This window comes from Variovorax sp. WS11, from assembly GCF_010499245.1.
In the GTDB taxonomy this organism is placed as follows: domain Bacteria; phylum Pseudomonadota; class Gammaproteobacteria; order Burkholderiales; family Burkholderiaceae_C; genus Variovorax.
In genome coordinates this window covers 927,056-953,331 of the sequence record NZ_JAAGOW010000001.1, presented here as the reverse complement: position 1 = coordinate 953,331, position 26,276 = coordinate 927,056, and the positions used below count along the sequence as shown (strand labels likewise).

Here is a 26,276-nt window from a genome sequence, read left to right as displayed (position 1 = left end):
CGACAGGCCGCATTCCTACAGGAGATCGTGCGCGAGGCTGATGCGATTTCGCAGCCGCCTGCCTGCACAGTGACGAACCGTGCTCATCAATTACGTCCGGCGTGGTCAAGGCAAGTCGCTGCTGCTCGTCCATGGACTGGGCAGCAGCTGGCGCTCGTGGCAGGGCATCATGGAACCGCTGGCGGCCCGGCGCAGCGTGACCGCGATCGACCTGCCCGGCTTCGGCAAGAGCCCGCCTCTCGATGGCGAGGTCTCGGTGCAGACCCTGGCCGATGCGCTCGCGCAGTTCCTGTGGGAGCACGAGCTCATCGGCACCGATGCGGCCGGCAGCTCGATCGGGGCGCGGCTGCTGCTGGAGCTGGCGAGCCGCGGCGGCGTGCTCGGCTCGGTGATCTCGATGGGGCCGGGCGGCTTCTGGGTCGGCTGGGAGCGCATCCTCTTCGCCGCGTCGGCCTGGCTCTCGCGCCGCCTGGCGCGCAACCTTCAATTCGCCATGCCGAGCCTCATCGCGCACGAGTGGTCGCGCCGCCTGCTGCTGGCGCAGTTCTCGGTGCAGCCGGCCGCGCTGCCGCCTTCGATGGTGCTCGAGGAGATGCGCAGCTACGCATCCGCGCGCTCTTTCGAGGCGGTGCTGCACGCGCTGCTGCGCCAGCCCGCGCAGGGCACGGACGCGGGCCGTCTGCCCAAGCCGCTGGTGATCGGCTGGGGGCGGCTCGACCGCATCTGCCCCCCGCGGCAGGCGACGCGCGCGCTGCAGCTCTTCCCGGGGGCGCAACTGCACTGGTTCGAGCGCTGCGGGCATTTCCCGCACTGGGATGCCCCCGAGGAAACGACGCGCCTTATCCTCGAAGCCACGGCCGATTGACCGCGCAACCCCGAAACCCGCGAAGGACTTCATGGCTTCCGAAGACAAGACGCGATCGAAGAAGAGCAAGAGCAAGAGCAACGCCCGGTATGCGCCGACGGCCCCCGCGGCGGACATCCACGGAGCCCGAGAGTTGCCGGCAGTGCTGGTCGAGGGCTACAGCCTTCAACTGCGCGGCGAGGAAGGCTTCCTGGGCGACCAGGCCAGCCAGACGGCCTTTCGCGAGCTGCTGGAGCGCTGGCGCCGGCGGCATCGCAGGAAGGGCAAGAAGGACCCGCTGGGCGAGCGGCATTCCAAAGAACTCGCCAAGGGCACGCTCGACGCGGCCCTGAAGGAGGGCAAGGCCTCGGAGGCGACCGATGTGGTCCACGCGGCCATCGAAGAATTCGCCGAGGCGCTGGCCGAGGTCATCCAGAGTTTTCTGAGCCAGCCCTCGTGGAAGGGCGTCGAGCGCATCGTGATCGGCGGCGGCTTCCCGGAGAGCGACGTGGGCGAGCGGGCCGTGCTGCAGGCGGCCGCCATCCTGCAGGAGATGAAGGTGCCGGTGGAGCTCGCGCGCATCTGCCACGAGCCCGACGACGGCGGGCTGCTCGGCTGGCTGCACCTGACGCCGCCCGAGCTGCTGGAGCACTACGACGCCATCCTCGCGCTCGACATCGGCGGCACCAACGTGCGCTGCGGCATCGTGAAGACGCGGCGCAAGCGCGCGCGCGATCTGTCGAAGGCCAAGGTGGTCCGGCGTGAGAAGTGGCGCCATGCCGACGACGGCCCGAACCGCCGTGCCCTGGTCGCGCGGCTGGCCGAGATGCTGGAAGAGCAGGTGCGCTACTGCAAGAAGAAGGGCATTCGCCTCGCGCCCTTCGTCGGCATCGGCTGCCCCGGCCTGATCCGCAAGGACGGCTCGATCGCGCGCGGCGCCCAGAACATGCCCGGCGACTGGACCAGCGAGCATTTCCACCTGCCCACTGCGCTCGCGAAGAAGATCCCGACCATCCGCGGCGTGCCGACCATGGTGCTGATGCACAACGATGCGGTGGTGCAGGGCTTGAGCGAGCTGCCCTTCATGCGCGACGTGAAGCGCTGGGCGGTGCTGACCATCGGCACGGGGCTGGGCAATGCGAGCTACAGCAACATCGAGTCCTCGAAGAATTCCAAGGATTCGTAGCGCTCCTCTTAGAGCTGGAACGCGACCGTCAGCAGCAGCCCTTCCGCCACGTCCCGCACCAGCCCCGGCCGCCGCGCGCGGTAGCTTTCGCCGGCCGAGGCGGTGGTCTCGATCCACTGCGCCAGCCAGTCGATCTGCTCGGCGCCGTAGAACACCACCGCCGCCTCGTGGTTCAGCAGCAGGCTGCGCATGTCGAGGTTGATCGAGCCGCACAGCGCCAGCTGATCGTCCACCACCACGGCCTTGGCATGGGCCATGAAGGGCAGCATGCGAAAGCTGACGCCGGCGCGCGCGAGGTCGCGCATGGCGCGGGCGCGCACGAAGTCGGCCAGCCGGTGGTTGGATTGTGCCGGCATCGCGATCGTGACCTGCACGCCGCGCCGCGCCGCCAGGCGCAGCGCATCGCGCAGGCCGTCGCCGGGCACGAAGTAGGGCGTGATCGCAAGCAGCCGGTGCTCGGCGCGGAAGCAGGCGTCGATCAAGAGCGCGTGGGCCGTGTCCTCCGTCTGGTCGGGCCCGCTGGGCAGGAATTGGGCGAGCTCGCCCGCCGGCGGCACGGCGGCAGCGATGGCGCGCGGCTTGCGTCCGCGCACCGAGGCCCAGTCGTGGTCGAACTGGCGCGCCGCCGCCGCGGCCACGCTGCCCCGGAGGTCGAAGGAGAGGTCGTGCCAGGCGTCCGGGTGTTCGTCGTTGCCGAGAAAGTATTCGCCGGCCAGGTTGCGCCCGCCCGACCACAGCCAGCCGTCGTCCGCGATGGTGAGCTTGCGGTGGTTGCGCAGGTTGCGCGGGCCGGTGCGGCGCAGGCTGAAGAGGGGGCGGAACACGGCCACCTCGGCGCCGGCCTCGCGCAGCGTGTCGAAGTGATGGCGCGGCAGCGACAGGGCGCCGAAGCCGTCGAGCAGCACGCGCACCTTGACGCCTTCGCGCGCGCGCCGCGACAGCCGGTTGATCGCCTCGTGGCCCAGCGCGTCGTCGCCGATGATGAAGGTGCAAATGTCGATGCGCTTGCGCGCGCCCTCGATCACCGCCCACAGCGCATCGCGTGCCGCGCCGCCGTCGGCATGGAAGCGCACCGCGCAGGGGCCCGGCGGTGCGAGCCCGAAGCTCTCGATCAGGTCGGCCGCCCAGTGCCCGGCCGGCACCGAGCGCGGCGGCCGCGGCGAGCCCGCGGGCCGCAGCTTGCGCTGGCCGAAGAGCAGGTACATGGGCAGGATGAGGTAAGGCAGCAGCACCAGGCCCATGACCCAGGCGATCGCGGTGGTGGGTGCGCGGTGCTCGCGCCGCCCTCGCGTGGTGAGCACGTAGACCAGCAGCGCGAAGGTCACGACCAGCAAGTGCTGCGACGGCGAGGGCAGCCAGTCCAGCCAGTCGTCGATGCGGTTCACGCGGCGAGGTGCGACTGGAGGGAGGCGGGCACGGGCCGTCCTTCCGAGGCCAGGAAGCGCATCATCGGCCCGACCACCGCGCGCACCGCGGGGCGCGCGCCCACGCGCTCGCGCCAGGCCAGCACGCGCGGCGTGGCATCGGTCATGCCGGCGCCCTTGCGGTCGGCGAAGACCTGCGCCATGTAGAAGGCGATGTCGGCGAAGGAGTAGGGGCCGGCCAGGTACTCGGCATGCGCGAGCCGCTCTTCCATTTGCTCGTAGAAGCGGGCGCAGGCGGCGCAGGCCGTGACGGCCGCCTCGCTTCGCATGTCGTGCTGCAGGCCCATGAGCCTGATGACGTGGGGGAAGAACACCTCGTCAGACAGGTGCTCGAGCTGGCGGGCCCGGGCGCGGCCGGCGACATCACGCGGCCACAGCGGCGGCTCGGGCACCTTGTCTTCGAGGTATTCGAAGATCTGCGTGGAGTCGAAGAGCTCCACCTCGCCGTCGATCAGCACCGGCACCTGCCGCTTGGGGTTGACGCGCAGCACCTCGGGGTGCTTGGGGAGGTAGTTGTCGTCCTTGTCGAAGGGCACCATGACGGCTTCGATCGCAATGCCCTTTTCGAGCGCCGCGATCTGCGCCTTGGCGCCGAACATGCTGAGGGGGCCGGTGAAGAGCTTCATGAAGCGCGATCATGCCGCGACTTCACCGGGCTTGCACCTCAGGTCGAGCCCCAGACCTCCTGGGCGGTCTCGACCACCAGCCGCAGCTTCGCGCGCTGGGCCTCGACGGCGATGTTGTTGCCGTGCACCGTGCTCGAAAAGCCGCACTGCGGCGACAGCGCCAGCTGCTCCAGCGGCGCGTACTTGGCGGCCGCCTCGATGCGCTCCTTGAGCTCGTCCTTGTCCTCCATCTCGCCGAACTTGGTGGTCACCAGTCCCAGCACCACGGTCTTGCCCTTGGGCAGGAAGCGCAGCGGCCGGAAGTCGCCCGAACGTGCGTCGTCGTACTCGAGGAAGTAGGCGTCCAGGTCCATCTCCTTGAGCAGGGCCTCGGCCACCGGCTCGTAGTTGCCGGCCGCCGCGTGCGTGCTCTTGAAGTTGCCGCGGCACAGGTGCATCGCCAGCGTCATGCCCGCGGGCTTCTGTGCCACCACCTTGTTGATGAAGGCGGCATAGCGGTGCGGCAGCTCGTTGGGGTCGTCGCCGCGCTGGCGGGCAGCCTCGCGCATCTTCTCGTCGCAGAGGTAGGCGAGGTTGGTGTCGTCCATCTGCACGTAGGTGCAGCCGGCCGCGGCCAGCGAGCGCAGTTCGTCGCCGTAGGCCCTCGCCACGTCGTCGTAGAACACCGGGTCGAGCTCGGGGTAAGCCTCCTTGCTGATGCCGGCGCGGCCGCCGCGGAAGTGCAGCATGGTGGGCGAGGGGATGGTGACCTTGGGCGTGTTGCCGGCCGACACCTGGCTCTTCAGGTACTCGAAGTCGGCGAGCTGGATGCACTTGGCGTGCGTCACCTTGTCGATCACGCGCATCACCGGCGGCGCGAGTTCCTCGGTGCCGTCGGGCTTCCGGATGGTGACCGGGATGTCGGTCTTCACGCCGCCGAGCTGCTCGAGGAAGTCGATGTGGAAGTAGGTGCGGCGGAACTCGCCGTCGGTGATGCTCTTGAGGCCGATGTCCTCCTGGAACTTCACGATCTCGGTGATGGCCTTGTCTTCGACCCGGCGAAGCTGCTCGGGCGTGATCTCGCCCTTGGCTTTTTGCTCGCGGGCTTCGAGCAGGTACTTGGGACGCAGGAAGCTGCCGACGTGGTCGTAGCGGGCAGGCAGGCGGGCATGTTCGGACATGGTGGGCTCCGTCGAATCTGGAAAAGAACGACCGATCGTAAACGCACGGGGATCGGCCTTAATGGATACATTAATGTCAGTGTTTACCCTTGAATTGGCCTGAAATCATTGGATATTGCCGCCTGTATGTATACATTGCGTATCCCATGAGTCGCCCCACAAGCTCCTTCCCCCTCAACGCCTGGTATGCCGCGGCCTACGACGTCGAGCTCAAGCACAGCCTGCTGGCCCGCACCATCTGCAAGCAGAAGCTGGTGATGTACCGGCGCAGCGACGGCCAGGTCGCCGCGCTGGAAGACGCCTGCTGGCATCGCATGATGCCGCTGTCGCTGGGCCGGTTGGAGGGCGACGAGCTGGTCTGCGGCTACCACGGCCTGGTCTACAACAGCCAGGGCCGCTGCACCCACATGCCGAGCCAGGAAACGCTCAACCCCTCGGCCTGCGTGCGTTCCTACCCGGTGGTGGAGAAGCACCGCTTCGTCTGGGTCTGGCCCGGCGACCCGGCCCTGGCCGACCCGGCGCTGGTGCCCGACATGCACTGGAACGACGACCCGGCCTGGGCCGGCGACGGCAAGATGATCCGCGTGGCCTGCGACTACCGGCTGGTGGTCGACAACCTGATGGACCTCACGCACGAGACCTTCGTGCACGGCTCCTCCATCGGCAACCGCGCCGTGGCCGAGGCGCCTTTCGTCGCCACGCACGGCGACCGCTCTGCCACCGTCACGCGCTGGATGGAGAACATCGACGCGCCGCCCTTCTGGGCCGCGCAGATCCGCCATGCCCACGGCTACGAGGGCAAGGTGGACCGCTGGCAGATCATCCGCTTCGAAGGGCCGTGTACCGTCAACATCGACGTGGGCGTGGCGGCGGCGGGCAGCGGCGCGGTGCCGAGCGAGGGCCAGCCGGGCGACCGCAGCCGCGGCGTGAACGGCTATGTGCTCAACACCATCACGCCCGAGACCGAGACCAGCTGCGTCTACTTCTGGGCCTTCGCGCGCAACTATTGCACCGGTGAGCAGCGCCTCACGCACGAGCTGCGCGAGGGCGTGGCCGGCATCTTCCGCGAGGACGAGTTGGTGCTCGAGGCGCAGCAGCGCGCGATGGACGAGCGGCCCGGGCAGGAGTTCCACAACCTCAACATCGACGCCGGGGCCATGTGGGCGCGGCGGTTGATCGACCAGTTGATCGCGAAGGAGCAGCCGGCTGCGACGACCATCCCAATCCGGGCGGCGGCCGCGGCGGAGGCGGGGCGATGAGCGCCGCCCGGCCGCCCGAAGGCGCGAAGGCCCCCTCGGGGGGCAGCGCAGTACACGAAGTGACAAGCGTGGGGGCCCTATGAGCGCCGGCGGCGAGCCTGCCTCGGAAGCCGGCAGCTCGCAGGCCGTCAAGGCCCAGCTGCGCTTGCGCGAGATGGTGCTGGCCGGCGAGCTGCCGGGCGGCACCCGCATTGCCGAGGTGGCGATTTCCGAATCCCTGGGCGTCTCGCGCACGCCGGTGCGCAGCGCCCTCATGCGGCTCGAGCAGGAGGGCCTGCTCGAGGCCCTGCCCAACGGCGGCTACGCGGTGCGCACTTTCTCCGAGCGCGACGTGGCCGATGCCATCGAGCTGCGCGGCACGCTCGAAGGCCTGGCGGCGCGGCTCGCGGCCGAGCGCGGGGCGGCGCCGGTGGTGCTGCGTGAAGCGCGCGCCTGCCTCAAGCGCATCGACGAGCTCTTGAGGGAGCCCGCGCTCGACGACGCCGCCTTCTCGCGCTATGTCGAATTCAACGGGCAGTTCCACCGGCTGCTGTCGGAAATGGCGGGCAGCCCGCTGATCGCCCAGCAGCTGGAGCGCGCGACCAATCTGCCCTTCGCCTCGCCCTCGGCCTTCGTGGTGGTGCAAGCCAACTCGCCGGCCGCGCGCGACATGCTCGTGATCGCGCAGGACCAGCATGGCCAGGTGCTTGACGCCATCGAGAACCGCGAGGGCTCGCGCGCCGAGGCGCTGATGCGCGAGCACAGCCGGATCGCGCAACGCAACCTGCGCGAGGCGCTGCATGGCGCGCACAACCATCCCCTGCCGGGCGTGCAACTGATCCGCCGCCGGGCCTGACAACCATCTCCATCACGATGACAAGCGAAGTTCACTGGATGCCCGCGCGCATCGCCGCCTGCCGCGACCTCACGCCCACGGTGCGCGAGTTCGAGATCACGCCCGAGACTGGCTTCGCGGCCGCGTACGAGCCCGGCTCCCATCTCCAGGTCCAACTGCTGGTCGGTGCACCCGGCGCCGGCCGGATGCAGACGCGCCACTATTCGCTCGTCGGCGAGCCCGACGGCCGCGCGTGGCGCATCGCCGTCAAGCGCCTGGACGACGGGCGCGGCGGCTCGCTCGCGATGTGGCGCCTGGCGCCCGGCGATCGGCTGCTGGTGACGCAGCCGCAGAACCACTTCGGCCTCGATACGACGGCGCCGGGCTACCTGCTGGTGGCGGGCGGCATCGGCATCACGCCGATGGTCTTCATGGCGCAGCGCCTGGGCGCGCTGGCCGGACGCCGCGGCATCCCCGTGCGCATGCTCTACGGCGCGCGCAGCGCGGAGGAACTGGCCTACCTTCCGTTGTTGCAGGAAGCGGTCGGAGCCTCGGAGGCCGGCAGCGTGCAGGCCCACATCGGCAGCGCCCCCATCGATTTCGCCGCCGAGATCGGGGCCCTGCCGCGCGGCGGCCAGCTCTACACCTGCGGGCCGGTGCCGATGCTGGAAGCCGTCAAGCGCGCCTGGGCGGAAGCCGGGCGGCCGCCGGCCGACCTGCGCTTCGAGACCTTCGGCAGCAGCGGCCGGCTGCCCGCGCAAGCCTTCGAGGTGCGAATTCCGCGCCACGCGCTGAGCATCCAGGTGCCCGCCGACAGCAGCCTGCTCGAAGCGCTCGAAGCCGCCGGGGTGCAGACGCTGTGGGACTGCCGTCGCGGCGAATGCGGCCTATGCACCATGGACGTGCTGGCCGTCGACGGCGAGATCGACCACCGCGACGTGTTCCTGAGCGAGCACGAGAAGCGCGAAGGCCGCCGCATCTGCGCCTGCGTGTCGCGGGCGGTCGGCAGCGTCACGCTCGACTCCGCGTGGCGGCCCGACGCTACGTGAAGATCCGGATGAGGATCCGGCCCTCTGCGCGATCATCGCGCAATCGATCGAAGGATCGCGCAGAAAGAGCGGCTGCGGCCCGGCGCCTTAGGTGTTTGCCGAGGCGCGCATTTCGTTTCAATTGATCACAATACGCCCCGTCCCGCTTCATCCACAAGGAGACTTTCCATGCAACGTCGCCATCTCATGCAGGCCGCGAGCCTCACGGCCCTCGCACTGGCCATGCCGCTGGCGCAGGCCCAGGGCAACACCTTCAAGATCGGCTTGGTGCTGCCGATGACCGGGCAGCAAGCCTCCACCGGCCGCCAGATCGAGGCCGCGGCCCGGCTCTACATGGCGCAGAACGGCGACACCGTGGCGGGCAAGAAGATCGAGCTCATCGTCAAAGACGACACCAGCCTGCCCGACGTGACCAAGCGCCTCGCGCAGGAGCTGGTGGTGAACGACAAGGTCAATGTGCTGGCCGGTTTCGGCATCACGCCCTCGGCCATGGCCACCGCGCCCATCGCCACGCAATCGAAGACGCCGATGGTGGTGATGGCCGCCGCCACCTCCAGCATCACCGAGGCCTCGCCCTACATCGTGCGCACCAGCTTCACGCTGCCGCAAGTCTCGGTGGCGATGGGTGACTGGGCACCGAAGAACGGCATCAAGTCGGCGGTGACGCTGGTCGCCGACTACGGGCCGGGCAACGACGCCGAGAAGTTCTTCACCGAGCGCTTCCAGCTCAACGGCGGCAAGGTGCTCGACAAGCTGCGCGTGCCGCTGCGCAACCCGGACTTCGCGCCCTTCCTGCAGAAGGTGCGCGACGCCAAGCCCGACGCGCTCTTCGTCTTCGTGCCCTCGGGCGCCGGCGCGGCGGTGATGAAGCAATTCGTCGAGCGTGGCATGGACAAGGCCGGCATCAAGCTGATCGCCACCGGCGACGTGACCGACGACGACCAGCTCAACGACATGGGCGACGGCGCGCTGGGCGTGGTCACCACGCACCACTACTCGGCCGCACACCCGTCGGCGCTCAACAAGAAGTACGTCGAGGCCTTCCAGAAGGCCAACAAGAACATGCGCCCCAACTTCATGGCCATGGGCGGCTACGACGGCATGCGCGTAATCTACGAGGCGCTCAAGACCACCAAGGGGCAGGGCGGCGGCGATGCGCTGCTGGCCGCGATGAAGGGGCAGATCTTCGAGAGTCCGCGCGGCCAGGTGCTGATCGACGCCCAGACGCGCGACATCGTGCAGGACGTGTACCTGCGCAAGGTCGAGAAGAAGGACGGACAGCTCTACAACGTCGAGTTCGACGTGATCAAGTCCGTCAAGGACCCGGGCAAGGCGAAGCAATAAGCTCACGCTCAGGCCGATGCTGACCATTCTTTTCGACGGCATCGCCTCCGGCATGCTGCTGTTCGTGCTCGCGGTCGGGCTGGCGGTGACGCTGGGGCTGATGAACTTCATCAACCTCGCGCATGGCGCCTTCGCGATGGCCGGGGGCTATCTCACGGTGTTCGCGATGCAGAAGGCGGGCGTGCCCTTCCTGGCCTGCCTGGTGCTCGCCTTTGTGCTCGTGGGGCTGCTGGGCGCGCTGCTGGAGCGCACGCTGTACCGGCCGATGTACGGCAAGTCGCACCTCGACCAGGTGCTGTTCTCCATCGGCCTGGCTTTCATGGCGGTGGCGGCCATCGACTTCTTCGTCGGCTCCTCGCAGCAGAACATCCACCTGCCCGAGTGGCTGCGCGGCCGCACCGAGATCGGCGACGGCGCGCTGCTGCTGGGCATGGGGCACTACCGCATCTTCATCATCGTGCTGTGCGCGCTGCTCACGGTGGTGCTGCAGCTCATCCTGTCGAAGACGCGCTTCGGCAGCCGGCTGCGCGCGGCGGTGGACGATCCGCGCGTGGCCGCCGGGCTGGGCATCAACGTCAACGTGGTGTTCCTCGCGACCTTCGCGGTGGGTTCGGGCCTGGCCGGCCTGGGCGGCGCGCTCGGCGCCGAGGTCCTGGGGCTGGACCCGACCTTCCCGCTCAAGTACATGATCTATTTCCTGATCGTGGTCTCGGTCGGCGGCACCTCGTCGATCACCGGGCCGCTGCTGGCCGCGCTGCTGCTGGGCATCGCCGACGTGGCGGGCAAGTACTTCATTCCCAAGATGGGGGCCTTCACGGTCTATTTGCTGATGATCCTGATCCTCATGTGGCGGCCCCAGGGATTGTTCACGCGCCGGGGAGGGCGCTAGCCGATGGATTCACGCGACGCGCTGCTCGCCCGGACCCGCTGGCGGCCCTGGGAGTTCGTTTTCTGGGCCGTGGTCTTCGTGCTGCCGGCGCTGCTGCCCTCGAAGGCACTGATGATCAACGAGATCGCGATCATCGCGCTGTTCGCGCTGTCGCTGGACCTGATCCTCGGCTACACCGGCATCGTCTCGCTCGGGCACGCGGCCTTCTTCGGCTTCGGCGCGTACACGTCCGCGCTCTTCGCCAAGCATGTGATGCCGGACCCGACCGTGGGCCTCGTGGTCGCCATCGCCGCCTCGGCCGCGCTCGGCGCCGTGGCCAGCATCACCATCTTGCGCGGCAGCGACCTCACGCGGCTGATGGTCACGCTGGGCACTGCGCTGCTGCTGCTGGAGCTGGCCAACAAGCTGGACTGGCTCACCGGCGGCGCCGACGGGCTGCAGGGCGTGGTGATGGGGCCGGTGCTGGGCCTGTTCGAGTTCGACCTCTATGGGCGCACCGCGGCCTGGTATTCAATGGCCGTGCTGCTGGTGCTGTTCGTCATCATGCGGCGGCTGGTGCAGTCGCCCTTCGGCGCCACGCTCAAGGCGATCCGCGACAACCGGCTGCGCGCGATGGCCATCGGCGTCCCGGTGGTCTCGCGCATCGCGGTGATCTACACCGTGGCCGCGGCGGTGGCCGGCGCGGCGGGCGCGCTCTTGGCGCAGACCACCGGCTTCGCATCGCTGGACGTGCTGGCCTTCGACCGCTCGGCCGACGTGCTGCTGATGCTGGTGATCGGTGGCGTGGGCTGGCTCTACGGCGGCATCGCCGGCGCCATCGTCTTCAAGCTGCTGCAGGACACGCTGTCGACCGTGACGCCGCAATACTGGATGTTCTGGATCGGCCTGATCCTGGTGCTGCTGGTGCTAGTCGGGCGCGACCGGCTGCTCAGGCCCTGGACCTGGTTCGGCAAGAGGGCGGGGGCGGCGCGATGAGCACCGCACGGCCGCCCGAAGGTGCTCGCACCGCAGCCGAAGGCGAAGGTTCTCCTGTGACTGACATCGTGCTCTCCGCCACCGGCCTGGTGATGCGCTTCGGCGGCATCACTGCCACCGACAACGTCACGCTGAATCTGAAGCGCGGCGCGCGCCACGCGCTGATCGGCCCGAACGGCGCCGGCAAGACCACGCTGGTCAACCTGCTGACGGGCGTGCTCACGCCGACGTCCGGGCGCATCGTGCTGGAGGGCGAGGACATCACGCGCCTGGCACCGCATGCCCGCGTGGCGCGCGGCATGGTGCGCACCTTCCAGATCAACCAGCTCTTCGACTCGATGACGCCGCTGGAGACGCTGGCGCTGGTGGTGTCGCAGCGCTCGGGCCTGGGGGCGCAGTGGTGGCGCCCGCTGGGCGCGTCCGGCCGGGTCTCGGAGCGGGCCGCGCAGTTGCTGGAGCAGTTCCACCTCGGCGACGCGGCGCAGCAGCCGACGCGCGAGCTGGCCTACGGCAAGCGCCGCCTGCTGGAGATCGCGATTGCCCTGGCCTGCGAGCCGCGCGTGCTGCTGCTCGACGAACCCGTGGCGGGCGTGCCGGCCGGCGAGCGCGAGGAACTGCTGGAGACCGTGGCGGCGTTGCCGGCCGATGTCTCGGTGCTGCTGATCGAGCACGACATGGACCTGGTGTTCAGCTTTGCCGACCGCATGACGGTGCTGGTCAACGGAGCCTTGCTCACGGAGGGCGACCCCGACACGATCGCCAACGACCCGAAGGTCAAGGAGGTCTACCTGGGCCAGGGAGCTGTGCATGTCTGAACTGCTTCGCATCGAGAAGCTCAGCGCCGGCTACGGCGAAGCCGTAGTGCTGCACGACATCTCGCTCGCCCTCGGCGAAGGCCAGACGCTGGCGCTGCTGGGCCGCAACGGCACCGGCAAGACCACGCTGATCAACACGCTTGCAGGCGCGACGCGCCAGCACGGCGGCAGCATCGCGCTCGGCGGCGCGGCGTTGCACAAGCTGTCGCCGTACCAGCGCGCGGCGGCCGGCATCGGCTGGGTGCCGCAGGAGCGCAACATCTTCAAGTCGCTCACGGTGCATGAAAACCTGACCGCGGTGGAACGGCCTGGTGCCTGGAATCCGCAGCGCGTCTACGAAATGTTCCCGCGCCTGGCCGAGCGCAAGCGCAACCTGGGCACGCAGCTGTCGGGCGGCGAGCAGCAGATGCTGGCGGTGGGGCGCGCGCTGGTGGTGAATCCGCGGCTGCTGCTGCTGGACGAGCCGCTCGAAGGGCTGGCGCCCATCATCGTGGAGGAGCTGCTGCGCGCCATCCGCCGCATCACGCAGGACGAAGGCCTGGCGGCCATCATCGTGGAGCAGCATCCGCAGGCCATCCTCGCGATCTCCGACGAGGCGGTGGTGCTGGACCACGGCACGGTGGTGCATGCCGATCGCGCGGCCAGCTTGCGCGCGCAGCCCGAGGTGCTGGAACGGCTGCTGGGCGTGGCGCGCTGAACTACGTTGGACCTACACTGGTCCGACCCCATCAGCACCAAGGCCCACAGGAGACTTGAACATGGCAAGCATTCGACGTGAAACGCAGGTGGCCGCGAGCGCCGCGCAGGTCTGGGAGGTGGTGCGCGACATCGGCGCCATCCACCGCCGGCTGGTGCCCGGCTTCGTCACCGACTGCAAGTTGGAAGGCGATGCGCGCATCGTCACCTTTGGCAACGGTGTGGTGGCGCGCGAAGTGATCGTCGACCTGGACGATGCGGCGCGCCGGCTGGTCTGGTCGGCGACCGGCGGCCGGCTCACCCATCACAACGCCTCGCTGCAGATCTTCGACGAGGGCGGCGGGCGCAGCCGGCTGCTGTGGATTGCCGACCTGCTGCCGCATGAGATGGCGGCCCCCATCGCCGCGATGATCGACGAGGGCATGCGGGTGATGAAGAAAACCCTGGAGGCGCAGGCGGCCGCTCAGTAGCCTGGGCAGGGCGCCCCGTTCACCAGCGGCCTGAACTCATCAGTGCTTCCCAGCGGCCCGCGCGCGGTCGATAGACACCCACGCTGCCGTAGACCTGCTCGCCGTCGGGACCGAACTTCATCACATTGGTGACAGGGGCCATGAAGTCGAGCTCGCGAAGCTTGGCAGTCAGCACCTTTCCGTCGACCGACTTGGCCCGCTGTACGCCGTTGGACAGCAAGTACATCGCATCGTAGGCGTAGTGCGCGCCATACACCGGCGGGTGGCCGTGTGCAGCGCTGAAGGCATCGACGAACTTCGCGCCGCGGTAGAACTCCCTCGGCTCCAGAACGGGCGACGTGGCGAAGACCTCGAGCGGGAGCTTCTGCGCCAGCAGTTTGTTCGTCTTGAGCGTGTCGCCGCCGACGATCTTGATGTTGGTCAGGCCGGCGTCTGCCAGCTGTTTGACGAGCGCGACGACCTGGAAGTCAGCGAGGGTCGTGACGATGGTCTCGACCGAACGGGTCTTCAACTCCTTGACCAGTGAGCCGAACTCGGTGGTCTTGTCGTCGAACGATCGGCGCAGGGCCACGGTCCGGCCATGGGCGCTGAGCGATTCTTCCGCCAGATCGGCCAACGCCTTGCCATAGGACGAGCTGTCGTCGACGACGGCACAGGCGCCTGCGCTCTCGCTGAGCGTCGTGGCCGCATAGGCGCCCATCGCGCGTCCCTGGATCGTGTCGCTGGCCACCAGCCGCAGCGTCGTGGGGAAGCCGAGCTGCGTGTACTTGGGCTGGGTGGAAATGGCGAGCTGCGGGATGTTCTTCGCAGCGTAGATCGGCGCCGCCTGGATGCTCACACCGGAATTGAGGTGACCGATGACCGCGACCACGCCCTCGTCGACAAGGTGGCGCGCAACCTGCTCGCCGACGCCCGCACTCGATTGATCGTCGACGGCAACGATCTGGAAATGCACGGTCTTTCCGTCGACCGTGACGCCGCTGGCGTTGAGCTCCTTCACCGCCAGCTCGACGCCCTGGAGCATGTCCTTGCCCAGGGCGGCCAGCGGGCCGGACAAAGGCTGAGCGACACCGATCTTCACCGTGTCGGGTACCTTGGAACAGGCGATGAGCCCGACGAGTGCGAGTGCCGAAAAGCCAATGCCGACAAGTCTCATGTAACCCCACTGAAAATGTTGTAGAAAAAAATTCTACGAGGGGCTACTGGCAATCGCGGGCCGCTGAACAGATTTCGCGTCTTTTGCGCCGCGATGAAGGCAGTCGAGGCGTCTGCGGCGGCCCGTTCAGTACCCGACGGTGAAGCGCTGGCGCGGATGCGCGGGCTTCTCGATCTCGTCGGCCATCGCGATCGCATAGTCCTCCATCGAGATCCAGCTCTTGCCGTTGGCGTCGGCCAGCAACTGGTTGCCGCCGGTGCGGTAGCTGCCGGTGCGCTCGCCGGGCTCGAGCAGGGCGGAGGGCGAGAGGAAGGTCCAGTCGAGTTCCTTCTCGGCGCGCAGCGACTCCAGGAAGGTGCGGCCTGCCAGTGCCTCGGGCTTGTAGGCGGCCGGGAATTCGGGCGTGTCGACCAGCGCCTTGCCCGGCGCGATCTCGAGGCTGCCTGCGCCGCCCACTACCAACAGGCGCGGCACGTCCGCCTGTTTTGCAGCGGCGACGGCGGTGGCGGCGTCGGTGCCACCCGCGAAGTGGGTCGAACTGACGACGGCGTCATGGCCGCGAAGCAGCGGCACCAGCGCGTCGAGCCGGGTGGCGTCGGCCTGCTTGAGCGCGAGACCGGGTTGGAGCTGGACCTTGTCGATGTTGCGCGCGATGCCGGTGACCGTGTGGCCGCGTGCAAGCAGCTCGTTGGCGATGCGGGAACCGACGCGGCCGCTGATGCCGAGGATGGCGATATGGCTCATGGAAGAACTCCTGGTTGAAGAAAAGGAAATGGAAGGGGCTTCTCAGGCGGCCTGCCGCGCCGCCTGGGCCAGGTGCTGCTGCCAGGCCTCGGGCCGGCCGAGCCAGGGGCTGGCATCGATTCGTTCGAGGCGGCCGTCGCCACGCGCCAGCGCGAAGCTCGGAAAGCCGCTGCCGCCCATGCGCGCCAATAGCGCACGGCTCGCGGCGAAGTGCTCGCGCGTGGGCTCACCCGCATGCGCTTCGACCGCGGTGGCAAAAGCCGGACCGTCGAGGCCGATGTCGGTGGCCAGTTTGCGCAGCACCGCGGCATCGGCGATGCGCAGTCCCTCGACGTAGTGGGCGCGCTGCAGGCGCTGGAGCAGATCGAGCCCGCGGCCCCCAAGCGCCTCGGCCGCAAGAATGGCCGTGGTCGGCGGCTCGGAGTCCATCACCGCCGTGGTGTCGCGCAGCAGTCCCTCGAAGTAGGCCTCGCCGAAGGGCTGGCCGGTGAGCTGCGCGATCCGCCGGTCATGCGGCATCACGTAGTCGCGCCATTGGGGCGTGATGGTGCGCCGGTTCGATCCGGTCATCATGCCGCCGCCGTGCAGGGCGATCGCGAGGCCCGGCACCGCGCGCGCTGCCTGCACCAGCGGCGCGGCGGCGTAGCACCAGCCGCACAGCGGGTCGAAGACGTAGTGGAGGGTGGCGGAGTTCATCGCGATCGGCGCTTCAGTGGGAATGGCGGCGATCTTATGTTGCTCGATCCGATCAAAAAACCGCTTAGCATGCAAAGGTTTGTTGCTTGAATCGATCGGATCAACATGGACCGCATCACCGCCTCGCAGGTGTTCGTGAACGTTGCCGAGCGCGGCAGCATGACGGCGACGGCCGAGGCGCTGGACATGTCGCGCGCCATGGTCACGCGCTACCTGGCCCAGATGGAGAACTGGGCCGGCGCGCGGCTGCTGCATCGGACCACGCGCCGCCTCAGCCTCACTGCAGCGGGCGAGGAGACACTCGGGCGCTGCCGCCAGATGCTCGAGATCGCGGGGCAGATGCCGGTCGCGGCCGACACGCCGGCCGACGTACCGCAGGGCCTGCTGCGCCTGAGTTGCGCCCAATCGCTGGCGCAGGACGTGATCGCGGCGGCGGTCGCGGCCTATCTGCGCCAGTACCCGCGGACCGCGATCGACCTCAGCATCAGCAGCCGCACCGTCAACCTGGTGGAAGAGCGGATCGATCTCGCGATCCGCATCACGAACGACCTCGATCCGAACCTGATCGCCCGCCCCCTGGGGCACTGCGCTTCGGTGATCTGCGCGACGCCTGCCTACCTGAAGGCGCACGGCACGCCGCGCTCGCCGCAGGAACTCGCGCTGCACAACTGCCTGACCTATTCGTACTTCGGCAAGAGCCTGTGGCAGTTCGAGCACAAGGGCAGCCATGTGGCGGTTCCGGTGGGCGGCAACCTCAGTGCCAACGAGTCGTCGGTGCTGCTGACGGCAGCGCTCGAAGGCGCCGGCATCGCTATGCAGCCGGAGTACTCGACCGCGCCATGGGTGGCGAGCGGTCGGCTGGTCGCACTGCTGCCCGAGTGGCGGCCGCTGGCGATGGGGGTCTACGGCGTCTACAGCTCGCGCCGCCAGATGCCGGCCGCACTGCGCGCGATGCTGGACTTCCTGGCCGCGCGCTTTGCCGACGAGCGCTACTGGCCGCCGGCGCCGCCGATGAAGAAGCGCTGAAGGGACATCCGGAAGTCCCGGTTCCGCAGCGCGGCGCTCGTCAAGAAGCCGGCGCCGCCGGCTCGGTTTCGGGGCCGACCGCCCGGTACAGCGCACGCACGAAGTCGGACTGCGTGATCATCCCGGTGAGTCGGCGCTCGCCGTCGATGATCGGGATGTGGTGGTGGCCGCCCTCGGAGAACAGCGGCACCAGTTCGACCATCGGCCGCTCCTCGCTGGCCACGCGCACCTGGCGCGTCATGATCTGGCCGACCACCTCGGGCTTGCTGGACATCACGGTGCGCGTCGCGCGGATGAAGTCGCGCAGGCGGCCGCCCAGGCCCTCGTGGTGATCCAGGTCGATGTGGCGGAAGAAGTCGGCCTGCGTGACGATGCCGACCACCCGGCGCGTGCGGTCGATCACCGGCAGGGCCTTGATGCGGCGCGCCTGCATCAGGGCCCAGGCCTCCTGCAGCGGCGTGCCGAACTCGGCGACCACCGGGTCGCGCGACATGATGTCGGCGCAGCGCACGGTGCCCAGGCGGCGGCGGTAGGACTCCAGCTCGGTTTCGCGGATCAGCGCTTCGAGGTCGTCGCGGCTGATGTCGAGCACCTGGTTGTAGCGTGCGAGCACCGCGTCGACGTCGGCCGAGCTGAAGCGCGCATCGGCGCTGGGCTTGCGCGGCGCGAGCTGCACATGCGGGTAGCGCCGGCCCGTGAGGCTGTTGTAGAGCACGCCGGCCAGCACGAGCAGCACCGAATTGAGCGCCACCGGATAGAGCGAGAACGGAAAGTGGGTGGTCTGGCTCAGCACCGCGAACAGCGCCACCGCGCCGCCGGGCGGATGCAGGCAGCGCAAGCCGAACATCAGCCCGATGGCGAGCGCGGGGGCGAGGGCGCTGGCCCAGACCGGGTCCGCGATCCATCGGGCACAGGCGACGCCGACCAGTGCCGAGAAGGTGTTTCCGGCGATCACCGACCAGGGCTGGGCGAGCGGGCTGGCGGGCAGCGCGAACACCAGCACGGCGCTGGCGCCCAGCGGCGCGACCAGCCAGCGGCTGTCGATCGAAGAGCCCGTCGATTGGGACAGCAGCGCCGTGACCAGCAGGCCCAGCCCGGCGCCCACGACGGCACGCAGGCGCTCCCTGGCATTGACATTGGTGCGCGCCGGCAGCCAGGCGCGCGCGAAGGTACGCAGTTGCTCGCTCAGCATGTCTTCAGGCGAGTTCGCCGGCGACCCTGCGCCCGATCTCGGGCCAACGCCCGTGCAGCCAGGCCCAGGCCACCAGGCCCACGCTCATCATTCCGATCGAGGTCAGCGCCAGGGCGAAGGTGGAGTGCATCACCAGCGGCGCGACCACGCCGGCCACGATGCCGTTGGCGGTCGAGCCGATCACGGCCTGCAGCGAGGAGGCCATGCCGCGGCGCTCGGGATGAAGGTCGAGCACCAGCAGAGTCACCACCGGCACCATCAGTGCCCAGCCGAAGGCGAAGACCGCAAGCGGCAATATCGCCCAGAAGGGGTGCGGGGTGAAGAGGGCGTTGGCGATCACGTTGACGATGGAGGTCAGCAGCATGATCAGGAAGCCGTCGCGGATCTGCCGCTTGGGCGCCACCTTGCCCGCCATGCGCCCGCTGGCCCAGGCACCGGTCATGATGCCGCCGATGGTCAGCAGGAAGAACCAGAAGAACTGGGTGGGCGCGAGGCCGAGGTGATCGCCGAGGAAGGCGGGCGCGGCCAGCACGTAGAGGAACATGCCGTTGAAGGGCACGCCGCTGGCCAGCGCGAGCAGCAGGAAGCGCGCATCGGAACAGAGATTCCAGTAGCCGCGCATCAGGTGGCGCACTTCGAAGGGCTGGCGCTCGCTCTTGTGCAGGGTCTCCGGCAGAAGCTTCCAGTTGGCGGCGAACAGCACCACGCCCACTGCCACCAGGAACCAGAACACGCTGTGCCAGCCCAGGTGCACGAAGAGGAAGCCGCCGATGATCGGCGCGATCGCGGGGGCGATGCCGAAGTAGATCGTCACCTGGCTCATCACCCGCTGTGCTTCGGCCGGCGGGAACATGTCGCGGATCACGGCGCGCGAGACCACGATGCCGGCGCCGGTGGACAGGCCCTGTAGCGCGCGGAAGAACACCAGCTGCGCGATGGTCTGCGACAGTGCGCAGCCCAGGGAGGCGATGGTGAACACCGCCAGCCCCCACAGCACCACGGGCCGCCGGCCGAAGCTGTCGGACAGCGCGCCATGAAACAGGTTCATGAAGGCGAAGCCGAAGAGGTAGGCCGACAGCGTCTGCTGCATCTGCGCCGGCGTCGCGCCGATGCTCTGGGCGATACCCGCGAAGGCCGGGATGTAGGTGTCGATGGAGAAAGGGCCGAGCATGCCCAGCACCGCCAGCAGCACGGCGAGCGCCCAGCGCGGCGCGTGCCAGAGTTTGTCGGCGTCGGGGTTCATGCGAGAGGTCTCCGGTGCGCCGGTCAAAACCGGCGAGGTGTTGTGAATGAAAGAGTCATACGTTGAAGGCTTAGCCAGCTACGGCGGCCCCGAGTCATGCGTACACATTCGTGAGGGTGTGGGCGAAGCGTTGACAGGGGTACGCGCGGGCCGGGTATCGAGCCGCGTAATACATGCCCCGCGGCGAGAGTTGCGGGTGGTCCGGGGTGCCGAGGTTGTCGGAGAAAGCCGAAGGCCACACCGATGCTGCCGCTTTGGCGAGGCGGCATCGGACCCCGCGCGGTCAGAGACCCCGCGCACGCGCGGAAACACCTCGCACGGGAACCGGGAGATCCCGCGTCCTTCTGCGCAGCGCTGGGAAGCGCTGGCTGCAGAGCGCATCGTGAAGCCCAAGGGCGTACGACGATGAGCCACGGGCGCGGGAAGTCGGACTGCTGCGTAGTACCGAAGAAGCTGCCGAACAAGGCTGCGGGGGGAGCTCCTGCGGCGGCGGAGGCGGTGGAGGGAAGGCGGCAGGCCAAGGGAAATGCCATCGCGGCGCGCATGTCCCGCAGATCGGTGCGGGTCTATGACATGGGAACCGCGCTCGATGGCATACGACAGACGGCAAAGGGCCGTCGTGGTGCGAGGTTCACTGGACTGCTGCATCACATCTACGCGGTCGAGCGCCTGCGGGCGGCCTACCTTGCGCTCAAGCGCGATGCGGCCGCCGGGGTGGACGGCCAGACCTGGCAGACGTACGGGCAGGACCTGGAGGGCAACCTCCTGGAACTGTCCGAGCGGCTGGCCCGAGGGGGCTACCGGCCCCAGCCTGTCAAGAGGGTGTACATCGACAAGGCCGACGGCAGCAAGCGCCCGCTGGGCGTGCCGGCGCTGGAGGACAAGCTCGTCCAGCGCGCCACGGTCGAAGTGTTGAACGCCATCTACGAGCAGGACTTCCTCGGGTTCAGCTACGGCTTCAGGCCCGGCAAGAGCGCGCACAACGCGCTGGATGCCGTGGCGGTAGGTGTGAGCAGCAGACGAGTGAACTGGATACTCGATGCGGACATAGCCAAGTTCTTCGACACGATCGAAAGGGACTGGCTGGTGAAGTTCATCGAACACCGCGTGGCTGACGCGCGCGTGGTGCGGCTGATCAAGAAATGGCTGCACGCGGGCGTGCTGGAAGACGGCAGGCTGACGCAAAGTGAGTTGGGTACGGTTCAGGGTGGGAGCATCAGCCCGCTGCTGGCCAACATCTACCTGCACTATGCGTTCGACCTGTGGGTCAAGCAGTGGAGGGGGCGCCATGCCCGAGGCGACGTGATCGTCGTGCGCTACGCCGACGATTGGGTTGCCGGGTTCCAGTTCCGCGACGATGCCGAGCGCTTCCAGCGCGCGGTGGCCGAGCGGCTGGGCCAGTTCGGGCTGAAGCTGCACCCCGAGAAGACGCGGCTGATCGAGTTCGGGCGCTTCGCCCGCGAGAACCGACGCCGCAAGGGACAAGGCAAGCCGCAGACCTTCGACTTCCTGGGGTTCACGCATTGCTGCGGGACGACGAGGAAGGGCAAGTTCATGGTCCTGCGACTCACCAGTGCCAAACGCCTGCGCGCCAAGCTGCAGGTGATCAAGCTCGAACTCAGAAGGCGCATGCACCAACCCATCCCGGAGCAGGGCCAGTACCTGCGGGCGGTGGTGACTGGGCATGCGCGCTACTTCGGCGTGCCGTGCAACGGCGCGCGGCTGAGGACATTCCGCCATCAGGTCGTCGGGCTGTGGCATCGCACGCTGTGCCGCCGCAGCCAGAGCCGCGACCTGCCCTGGCGACGCATGTATCGCTTGATGGCGCATTGGCTGCCTGTTCCGAACATCTGCCACCCGTACCCGAACCAGCGTCTGATCGTCATGACCCAAGGCAGGAGCCGTATGCGGTAGCTCCGCACGTACGGATCTGCGGAGGGGGTGCTGGGTGACTGGCATTCCTACTCTGACTTCTTGCTTGTTGTGCGCGGCCAAAGAAAACGCCCGCGGCCGTCAAGGCAAAGCGGGCGTTCGGGCTCGAAGGATCCGCCAGGGGATCAGAGCGTATCAATAAAGCTGCGCAGCTTGTCGGAGCGGCTCGGATGCTTGAGCTTGCGCAGGGCCTTCGCCTCGATCTGGCGGATGCGCTCGCGCGTCACGTCGAACTGCTTGCCCACCTCTTCCAGCGTGTGGTCGGTCGACATCTCGATGCCGAAGCGCATGCGCAGCACCTTGGCCTCGCGCGGCGTCAGGCTGTCGAGGATGTCCTTGACCACGTCGCGCAGGCCGGCCTGCATCGCGGCCTCGATCGGGGCCGTGTTGCTGCTGTCCTCGATGAAATCGCCCAGGTGCGAATCGTCGTCGTCGCCGATGGGGGTTTCCATCGAGATCGGCTCCTTGGCGATCTTCATGATCTTGCGGATCTTGTCTTCCGGGATCTCCATCTTCGCGGCCAGGATGCCGGCGTCGGGCTCGAAGCCGAACTCCTGCAGGTGCTGGCGGCTGATGCGGTTCATCTTGTTGATGGTCTCGATCATGTGCACCGGGATGCGGATGGTGCGCGCCTGGTCGGCGATCGAGCGCGTGATCGCCTGGCGGATCCACCACGTCGCATAGGTCGAGAACTTGTAGCCGCGGCGGTATTCGAACTTGTCGACCGCCTTCATCAGCCCGATGTTGCCTTCCTGAATCAGGTCGAGGAACTGCAGGCCGCGGTTGGTGTACTTCTTGGCGATGGAGATCACGAGGCGCAGGTTGGCCTCGATCATTTCCTTCTTGGCGTCGCGCGAGGACGACTCGCCCTCGTTCATGCGCTTGTTGATGTCCTTGAGCTCGGCCAGCGGCACCACCACGCGCGACTGGATGTCGGCCAGCTTCTGCTGCAGTTCCTGCACCGGCGGGATGTTGCGGGCCAGCACGGCGCTCCAGGGCTTGCCGGCGGCAGCCTGCTTCTCGACCCACTTGAGGTTGAGCAGGTTGGAGGCCACGCGGTGGCCGCTCTTGTCGTAGCCGCTGAAGTCGCGGATGAACTCGTCCTGCGGGAAGCCGCACTTGTCCACGATGATGCGGCGCAGCTCGCGCTCCTTCTTGCGCACATCGTCCACCTGCGTGCGCACCAGGTCGCACAGCTTCTCGATGGTGCGGGCCGTGAAGCGAATGGTCATCAGCTCCTCGGACAGCGAGTGCTGCGCCTTCTGATAGGACGGCGTGCCGTAGCCTTCCTTGTCGTAGATCTTGTGGACCTTCTCGAACAGGAGGGCGATGCGGTCGAAGCGGGTGAGGGCCTCGTTCTTGAGCTCTTCCAGCTTCTTGGTCAGGGCCTTGGAGCCGCCCTTGCCGTCGTCGTCGTCTTCCTCGTCGAACTCGTCGAAGTCTTCCTCGGCCACGTAGTCGTCGGCCTCGTTGGGGTTGGAGAAGCCGTCGACGATGGTGGAGATGACCACCTTGCCATCACGGATCTCCTGGCCCAGGCGCAGGATCTCGGCGATGGTGGCGGGCGAGGCCGAGATGGCCTCCATCATGGCCATCAGGCCGCCTTCGATGCGCTTGGCGATCTCGATCTCGCCCTCGCGCGTCAGCAGCTCGACCGTGCCCATCTCGCGCATGTACATGCGCACCGGGTCGGTGGTGCGGCCGAATTCGCTGTCGACGGTCGAGAGCGCGGCTTCGGCCTCTTCTTCGGCTTCCTCGACGGTGGTGGCGGTCGGCGCGGTGTTGTTCAGCAGCAGGGTCTCGGCGTCGGGCGTCTGCTCGTAGACCGCCACGCCCATGTCGTTGAGCATGGTGACCACGACTTCCATGGTCTCGGCGTCGACCAGCTTGTCGGGCAGGTGGTCCGAGATCTCGCCGTGCGTCAGGTAACCGCGGGTCTTGCCCAGGGTGATCAGGGTCTTGAGGCGGGAGCGGCGCTTGGCCAGGTCTTCCTCGGAGAGCACGGTCTCGTCGAGGCCGAATTCCTTCATCAAGGCGCGTTCCTTCGCCTTGCTGATCTTCATGCGAAGAGGCTTGACCTTTTCCTCGGTCGCCGCGGGCTCGTCTCCGACCAGTTCGTCCTCGATGTCGGACAGATCGACATCGCTGGCCGGCGCCTCGCTGGCGGCGGCCTTGGGCTTGCGGCCGCGCTTGGCGCCGCCGGCGGCGGGCGCTGCACCGGCCGCCTTGGGGGGGCGGCCGACCTTGCGGGCGGCGGTGGCGGGTGCGGCGGCGACCGCTGCTGCGGCGGCCTTCTTGGGTTCGGCGGTGGGAGACGTTTTGGTGGGCACGGTTTTCACTTTCGTAGCGGCTGTCGCCTTGGACGCGGCGATACCTGTCTTAGTTGCCGGCAGGGCCGCAGCTTTCAACGGTTTCTCTGCAACCGGCTTGCTGGCGGCGGACATGGCAGGCTTCTTTGAACTGGGCATACGACCTCGTACAACAAGAATGAACCAACGCAATCACGGGCGCCAACAGCCCGGCGCAGGCGGAAGCACAAAAAAACAGAGAGGGGCGAACAAAAGGCCGCGGGCGGCCCCTCGAGCGCTCTTCAAAAGACAAGATGTCGGGCGAACATTTGGTGTGCAGTCCTTGCGGTTTTTGACCCGTATTCCGATGTGGATTCATCGGAAAGTGCGTTGCGCATCGAGTCGGCCCGGAGGTGCTGCTGTCGCTCTTGCCTTATTTCGCATGTTTGCGAAGCCTTAAATTATAGCGCGCTGCGCAATTTTCAAGCAAGTTCCTGGTGTATTAACGCGGCGGATGCAGGCGGGCGCGCAGCTCCAGCCGGCGCGCCTCCAGGGCCTTGTAGCGCTCCAGGGCGCGCGGGTCGCTGCCGACTGCGGCGATGGCGTCGCTCTGCTGGGCCTTGAGCCGGTCGTCCAGCATGAAATCGAGCACGTTGCGCAACTCGCGCGCGGCCTCTGCCGCCTGCTCGCCCTCGGGATCGCCCAGCGGGCCGCCGTCGGGGCCGGTCATGACGCGCAGCGCCAGCGCCTCGAAATCCAGGCCTCGCAGGCCCTCGCGCAGCGCCGCCCAGGGCTGCACCCCGTGTTCGTGCAGCTGGCTGTCCAGCCAGGTGAAGAGCTCCCGGATCATCGGGGGCGACACAGACCTCGCCGTTTGAGAACCTGGTGGCCCGGGCAAGGCCTCCCAGGCATTGTCCGCCCGACGCCAAAAATTTGCCGGGGGCAGGCCGCGCTCGGGGCGCGCCAGATTGCAGGACGCGCTCAATGGCGCTCTCTCATTGGTCTTCCGCTTCGGCGGGCGGCCTATAACGCCGCGCGCGGCGTTGTGCCTGGCCGGACCTCCCGGTGGGCGGCTATCCCCGGCACCAATCGAGCCACAGCTCGCCCAGCTCCTGAGCGCTCAACTGGACCATTTCCGCGATCTCGGTCAAAAGCTGTCGCTTGAGCGCGCCTTCCGGCAGCGCGCTCCACAGCGGCCGGGCGTTGCTGGCCATGTGGGCGCGCCCTTCGGCGCTGCCGAGGTCGCAGCCCTCGCGGGCGGCCTCGAGCATGAAGCGGCTCAGCGGCGTGGCCTCGCCGACGAAGCGGGCGAAGGCGTCGGCGCCGAACTCGCGGATGAAGCTGTCGGGATCGTGCTCGGCCGGCAGGAACAGGAACTTGACGCTGCGCACGTCGGTGGCGTAGGGCAGGGCGCCATCGAGCGCCTTGCGCGCGGCGCGCCGGCCGGCGGCGTCGCCGTCGAAGCTGAAGACCACCGATTCGGTGAAGCGGAAGAGCTTCTGCACATGGTCCGTGGTACAGGCCGTGCCCAAGGTCGCGACCGCGTTCGGGAAGCCCAGCTGCGCCAGCGCCACCACGTCCATGTAGCCCTCTGTCACCAGCGCATAGCCTCGCTCGCGAAAGGCGGCTCGGGCCTCGTAGAGGCCGTAGAGCTCGCGGCCCTTGCTGAAGACCGGCGTCTCGGGCGAGTTGAGGTACTTGGGCTTCTCGTCGCCCAGCACCCGGCCGCCGAAGCCGATGCATTCGCCCTTGACGTTGCGGATCGGGAACATCACTCGGTCGCGGAAGCGGTCGTAGCGCTTGCCTTCGCTGTTTTCGTCGGCCTCCCCGGCGATCACCAAGCCGCTCTCGGCCAGCAGCGGGTCGTCGTAATCGGGAAAGACGCTGGCCAGCGTGCGCCAGCCCGGCGGCGCGTAACCGATGCCGAACTGCCGGGCGACCTCGCCCGAGAGGCCGCGGCCCTTGAGGTAGTCGATGGCGCCAGGGGACTGGCGCAGCTGCTTGCGGTAGGCCTCGCCCGCCTTCTCGAGCACCTCGGACAGGGTCGCCTGCTTCTGGCGTTGCCCGGCAGCGCGGGCGCGCTCCTCGGGCGAGGCGTCGTCCTCGGGCACCTGCAGGCCGTACTGGCCGGCGAGGTCGTGCACCGCTTCGACGAAACCCATGCCGGCATGCTCCATCAGGAAGCCGATGGCATTGCCATGCGCCCCGCAGCCGAAGCAGTGATAGAACTGCTTGGTCGGGCTGACGGAGAAGGAGGGCGACTTCTCGCCATGAAAGGGGCACAGCCCCATGAAATTGGCGCCGGCCTTCTTCAGCTGGACGTAGCGCCCGACGATCTCCACCACGTCGGCGCGCGCGATCAGTTCCTGGATGAAAGAGGCGGGGATGGTCATGTAGGCGGGGAGCGGCAAATCATACGCAAGACCTCATGCCGGCGCGGGCCGGCGG

General features: G+C 68.2%; 22 protein-coding genes and 1 pseudogene. 13 read left to right on the top strand and 10 right to left on the bottom strand.

Annotated features, from left to right (window positions below; translation table 11 throughout):
* Window positions 1-79 precede the first annotated feature (79 nt).
* Together GXN78_RS04925 and GXN78_RS04920 are read left to right on the top strand one after the other, a co-directional pair.
* Window positions 80-865, top strand: a complete 786-nt coding sequence (locus GXN78_RS04925; RefSeq protein WP_106556027.1) for an alpha/beta fold hydrolase — start codon at window positions 80-82, stop codon at window positions 863-865.
* A 31-nt stretch (window positions 866-896) separates the two neighbouring features.
* The gene (locus tag GXN78_RS04920) at window positions 897-2,030 is read left to right on the top strand and encodes an ROK family protein (protein WP_106556028.1); all 1,134 of its coding nucleotides are present in this window, start codon (window positions 897-899) and stop codon (window positions 2,028-2,030) included.
* A gap of 8 nt (window positions 2,031-2,038) precedes the next feature.
* Here the strand turns inward: GXN78_RS04920 and GXN78_RS04915 are convergent, their stop codons facing one another.
* The 3 genes from GXN78_RS04915 to GXN78_RS04905 are packed head-to-tail and all read right to left on the bottom strand — an operon-like array spanning window position 2,039 to window position 5,240.
* Entirely contained in the window at window positions 2,039-3,415 is a 1,377-nt protein-coding gene (locus tag GXN78_RS04915; protein WP_239142608.1) for a phospholipase D-like domain-containing protein, read from the bottom strand.
* Complete coding sequence (locus GXN78_RS04910; RefSeq protein ID WP_106556029.1) at window positions 3,412-4,080, bottom strand: glutathione S-transferase family protein; 669 nt, start codon at window positions 4,078-4,080, stop codon at window positions 3,412-3,414. Before GXN78_RS04910 ends, GXN78_RS04915 begins: the two co-directional genes overlap by 4 nt.
* Before the next feature lie 38 nt (window positions 4,081-4,118).
* A complete protein-coding gene (locus tag GXN78_RS04905; RefSeq protein ID WP_106556030.1) occupies window positions 4,119-5,240 on the bottom strand; it encodes a 5-methyltetrahydropteroyltriglutamate--homocysteine S-methyltransferase in 1,122 nt (373 codons plus the stop codon).
* Between the two features lie 146 nt (window positions 5,241-5,386).
* Here GXN78_RS04905 and GXN78_RS04900 point away from each other — a divergent pair, with 146 nt between their 5' ends.
* The 9 genes from GXN78_RS04900 (at window position 5,387) to GXN78_RS04860 (ending at window position 13,551) form a co-directional block, all read left to right on the top strand.
* Entirely contained in the window at window positions 5,387-6,499 is a 1,113-nt protein-coding gene (locus tag GXN78_RS04900; RefSeq protein ID WP_106556031.1) for an aromatic ring-hydroxylating dioxygenase subunit alpha, read from the top strand.
* Between the two features lie 79 nt (window positions 6,500-6,578).
* Entirely contained in the window at window positions 6,579-7,334 is a 756-nt protein-coding gene (locus GXN78_RS04895) for a GntR family transcriptional regulator (protein WP_106556032.1), read from the top strand.
* A gap of 38 nt (window positions 7,335-7,372) precedes the next feature.
* On the top strand, window positions 7,373-8,362 hold the full coding sequence (locus GXN78_RS04890) for a PDR/VanB family oxidoreductase (RefSeq protein ID WP_239142607.1): 990 nt from the start codon (window positions 7,373-7,375) through the stop codon (window positions 8,360-8,362).
* A gap of 168 nt (window positions 8,363-8,530) precedes the next feature.
* Entirely contained in the window at window positions 8,531-9,706 is a 1,176-nt protein-coding gene (locus GXN78_RS04885; protein WP_106556034.1) for an ABC transporter substrate-binding protein, read from the top strand.
* Window positions 9,707-9,722: 16 nt separating this feature from the next.
* Window positions 9,723-10,595, top strand: coding sequence for a branched-chain amino acid ABC transporter permease (locus tag GXN78_RS04880; protein ID WP_106556035.1), 873 nt, complete (start codon window positions 9,723-9,725; stop codon window positions 10,593-10,595).
* 3 nt (window positions 10,596-10,598) lie between these two features.
* Entirely contained in the window at window positions 10,599-11,570 is a 972-nt protein-coding gene (locus GXN78_RS04875; protein ID WP_106556036.1) for a branched-chain amino acid ABC transporter permease, read from the top strand.
* A gap of 56 nt (window positions 11,571-11,626) precedes the next feature.
* On the top strand, window positions 11,627-12,385 hold the full coding sequence (locus tag GXN78_RS04870) for an ABC transporter ATP-binding protein (RefSeq protein ID WP_106556037.1): 759 nt from the start codon (window positions 11,627-11,629) through the stop codon (window positions 12,383-12,385).
* The gene (locus tag GXN78_RS04865) at window positions 12,378-13,082 is read left to right on the top strand and encodes an ABC transporter ATP-binding protein (RefSeq protein ID WP_106556038.1); all 705 of its coding nucleotides are present in this window, start codon (window positions 12,378-12,380) and stop codon (window positions 13,080-13,082) included. Before GXN78_RS04870 ends, GXN78_RS04865 begins: the two co-directional genes overlap by 8 nt.
* Window positions 13,083-13,143: 61 nt before the next feature.
* A complete protein-coding gene (locus tag GXN78_RS04860) occupies window positions 13,144-13,551 on the top strand; it encodes an SRPBCC family protein (protein ID WP_106556039.1) in 408 nt (135 codons plus the stop codon).
* 19 nt (window positions 13,552-13,570) lie between these two features.
* Here the strand turns inward: GXN78_RS04860 and GXN78_RS04855 are convergent, their stop codons facing one another.
* The 3 genes from GXN78_RS04855 to GXN78_RS04845 form a co-directional block, all read right to left on the bottom strand.
* On the bottom strand, window positions 13,571-14,707 hold the full coding sequence (locus GXN78_RS04855) for a branched-chain amino acid ABC transporter substrate-binding protein (RefSeq protein ID WP_106556040.1): 1,137 nt from the start codon (window positions 14,705-14,707) through the stop codon (window positions 13,571-13,573).
* Window positions 14,708-14,833: 126 nt separating this feature from the next.
* On the bottom strand, window positions 14,834-15,451 hold the full coding sequence (locus GXN78_RS04850) for an NAD(P)-dependent oxidoreductase (protein WP_106556041.1): 618 nt from the start codon (window positions 15,449-15,451) through the stop codon (window positions 14,834-14,836).
* A 42-nt stretch (window positions 15,452-15,493) separates the two neighbouring features.
* Window positions 15,494-16,147, bottom strand: coding sequence for a DsbA family protein (locus GXN78_RS04845; protein ID WP_106556042.1), 654 nt, complete (start codon window positions 16,145-16,147; stop codon window positions 15,494-15,496).
* 105 nt (window positions 16,148-16,252) lie between these two features.
* Between GXN78_RS04845 and GXN78_RS04840 the strand changes: the two genes are divergently transcribed.
* Complete coding sequence (locus GXN78_RS04840) at window positions 16,253-17,173, top strand: LysR family transcriptional regulator (RefSeq protein ID WP_106556043.1); 921 nt, start codon at window positions 16,253-16,255, stop codon at window positions 17,171-17,173.
* A 40-nt stretch (window positions 17,174-17,213) separates the two neighbouring features.
* Here the strand turns inward: GXN78_RS04840 and GXN78_RS04835 are convergent, their stop codons facing one another.
* Together GXN78_RS04835 and GXN78_RS04830 are read right to left on the bottom strand one after the other, a co-directional pair.
* The gene (locus GXN78_RS04835) at window positions 17,214-18,365 is read right to left on the bottom strand and encodes an HPP family protein (RefSeq protein ID WP_106556044.1); all 1,152 of its coding nucleotides are present in this window, start codon (window positions 18,363-18,365) and stop codon (window positions 17,214-17,216) included.
* Between the two features lie 4 nt (window positions 18,366-18,369).
* Window positions 18,370-19,608 (bottom strand): multidrug effflux MFS transporter, encoded by a 1,239-nt coding sequence (locus GXN78_RS04830; protein ID WP_106556045.1) that lies wholly within the window; start codon window positions 19,606-19,608, stop codon window positions 18,370-18,372.
* A 405-nt stretch (window positions 19,609-20,013) separates the two neighbouring features.
* Here GXN78_RS04830 and ltrA point away from each other — a divergent pair, with 405 nt between their 5' ends.
* Window positions 20,014-21,522: a group II intron reverse transcriptase/maturase gene (gene ltrA, locus GXN78_RS04825; protein ID WP_164255370.1), complete on the top strand. Its 1,509-nt coding sequence runs from the start codon at window positions 20,014-20,016 to the stop codon at window positions 21,520-21,522.
* Between the two features lie 143 nt (window positions 21,523-21,665).
* Here the strand turns inward: ltrA and rpoD are convergent, their stop codons facing one another.
* Together rpoD and dnaG are read right to left on the bottom strand one after the other, a co-directional pair.
* Window positions 21,666-24,008 carry an RNA polymerase sigma factor RpoD gene (gene rpoD / locus GXN78_RS04820; protein ID WP_106560117.1) on the bottom strand — a complete coding sequence of 781 codons (2,343 nt, stop codon included), beginning with the start codon at window positions 24,006-24,008 and terminating at the stop codon, window positions 21,666-21,668.
* Window positions 24,009-24,387: 379 nt separating this feature from the next.
* Window positions 24,388-26,221 (bottom strand): annotated as a pseudogene (gene dnaG / locus GXN78_RS04815) (DNA primase); the annotation flags it as partial.
* Between the last annotated feature and the right edge of the window lie 55 nt (window positions 26,222-26,276).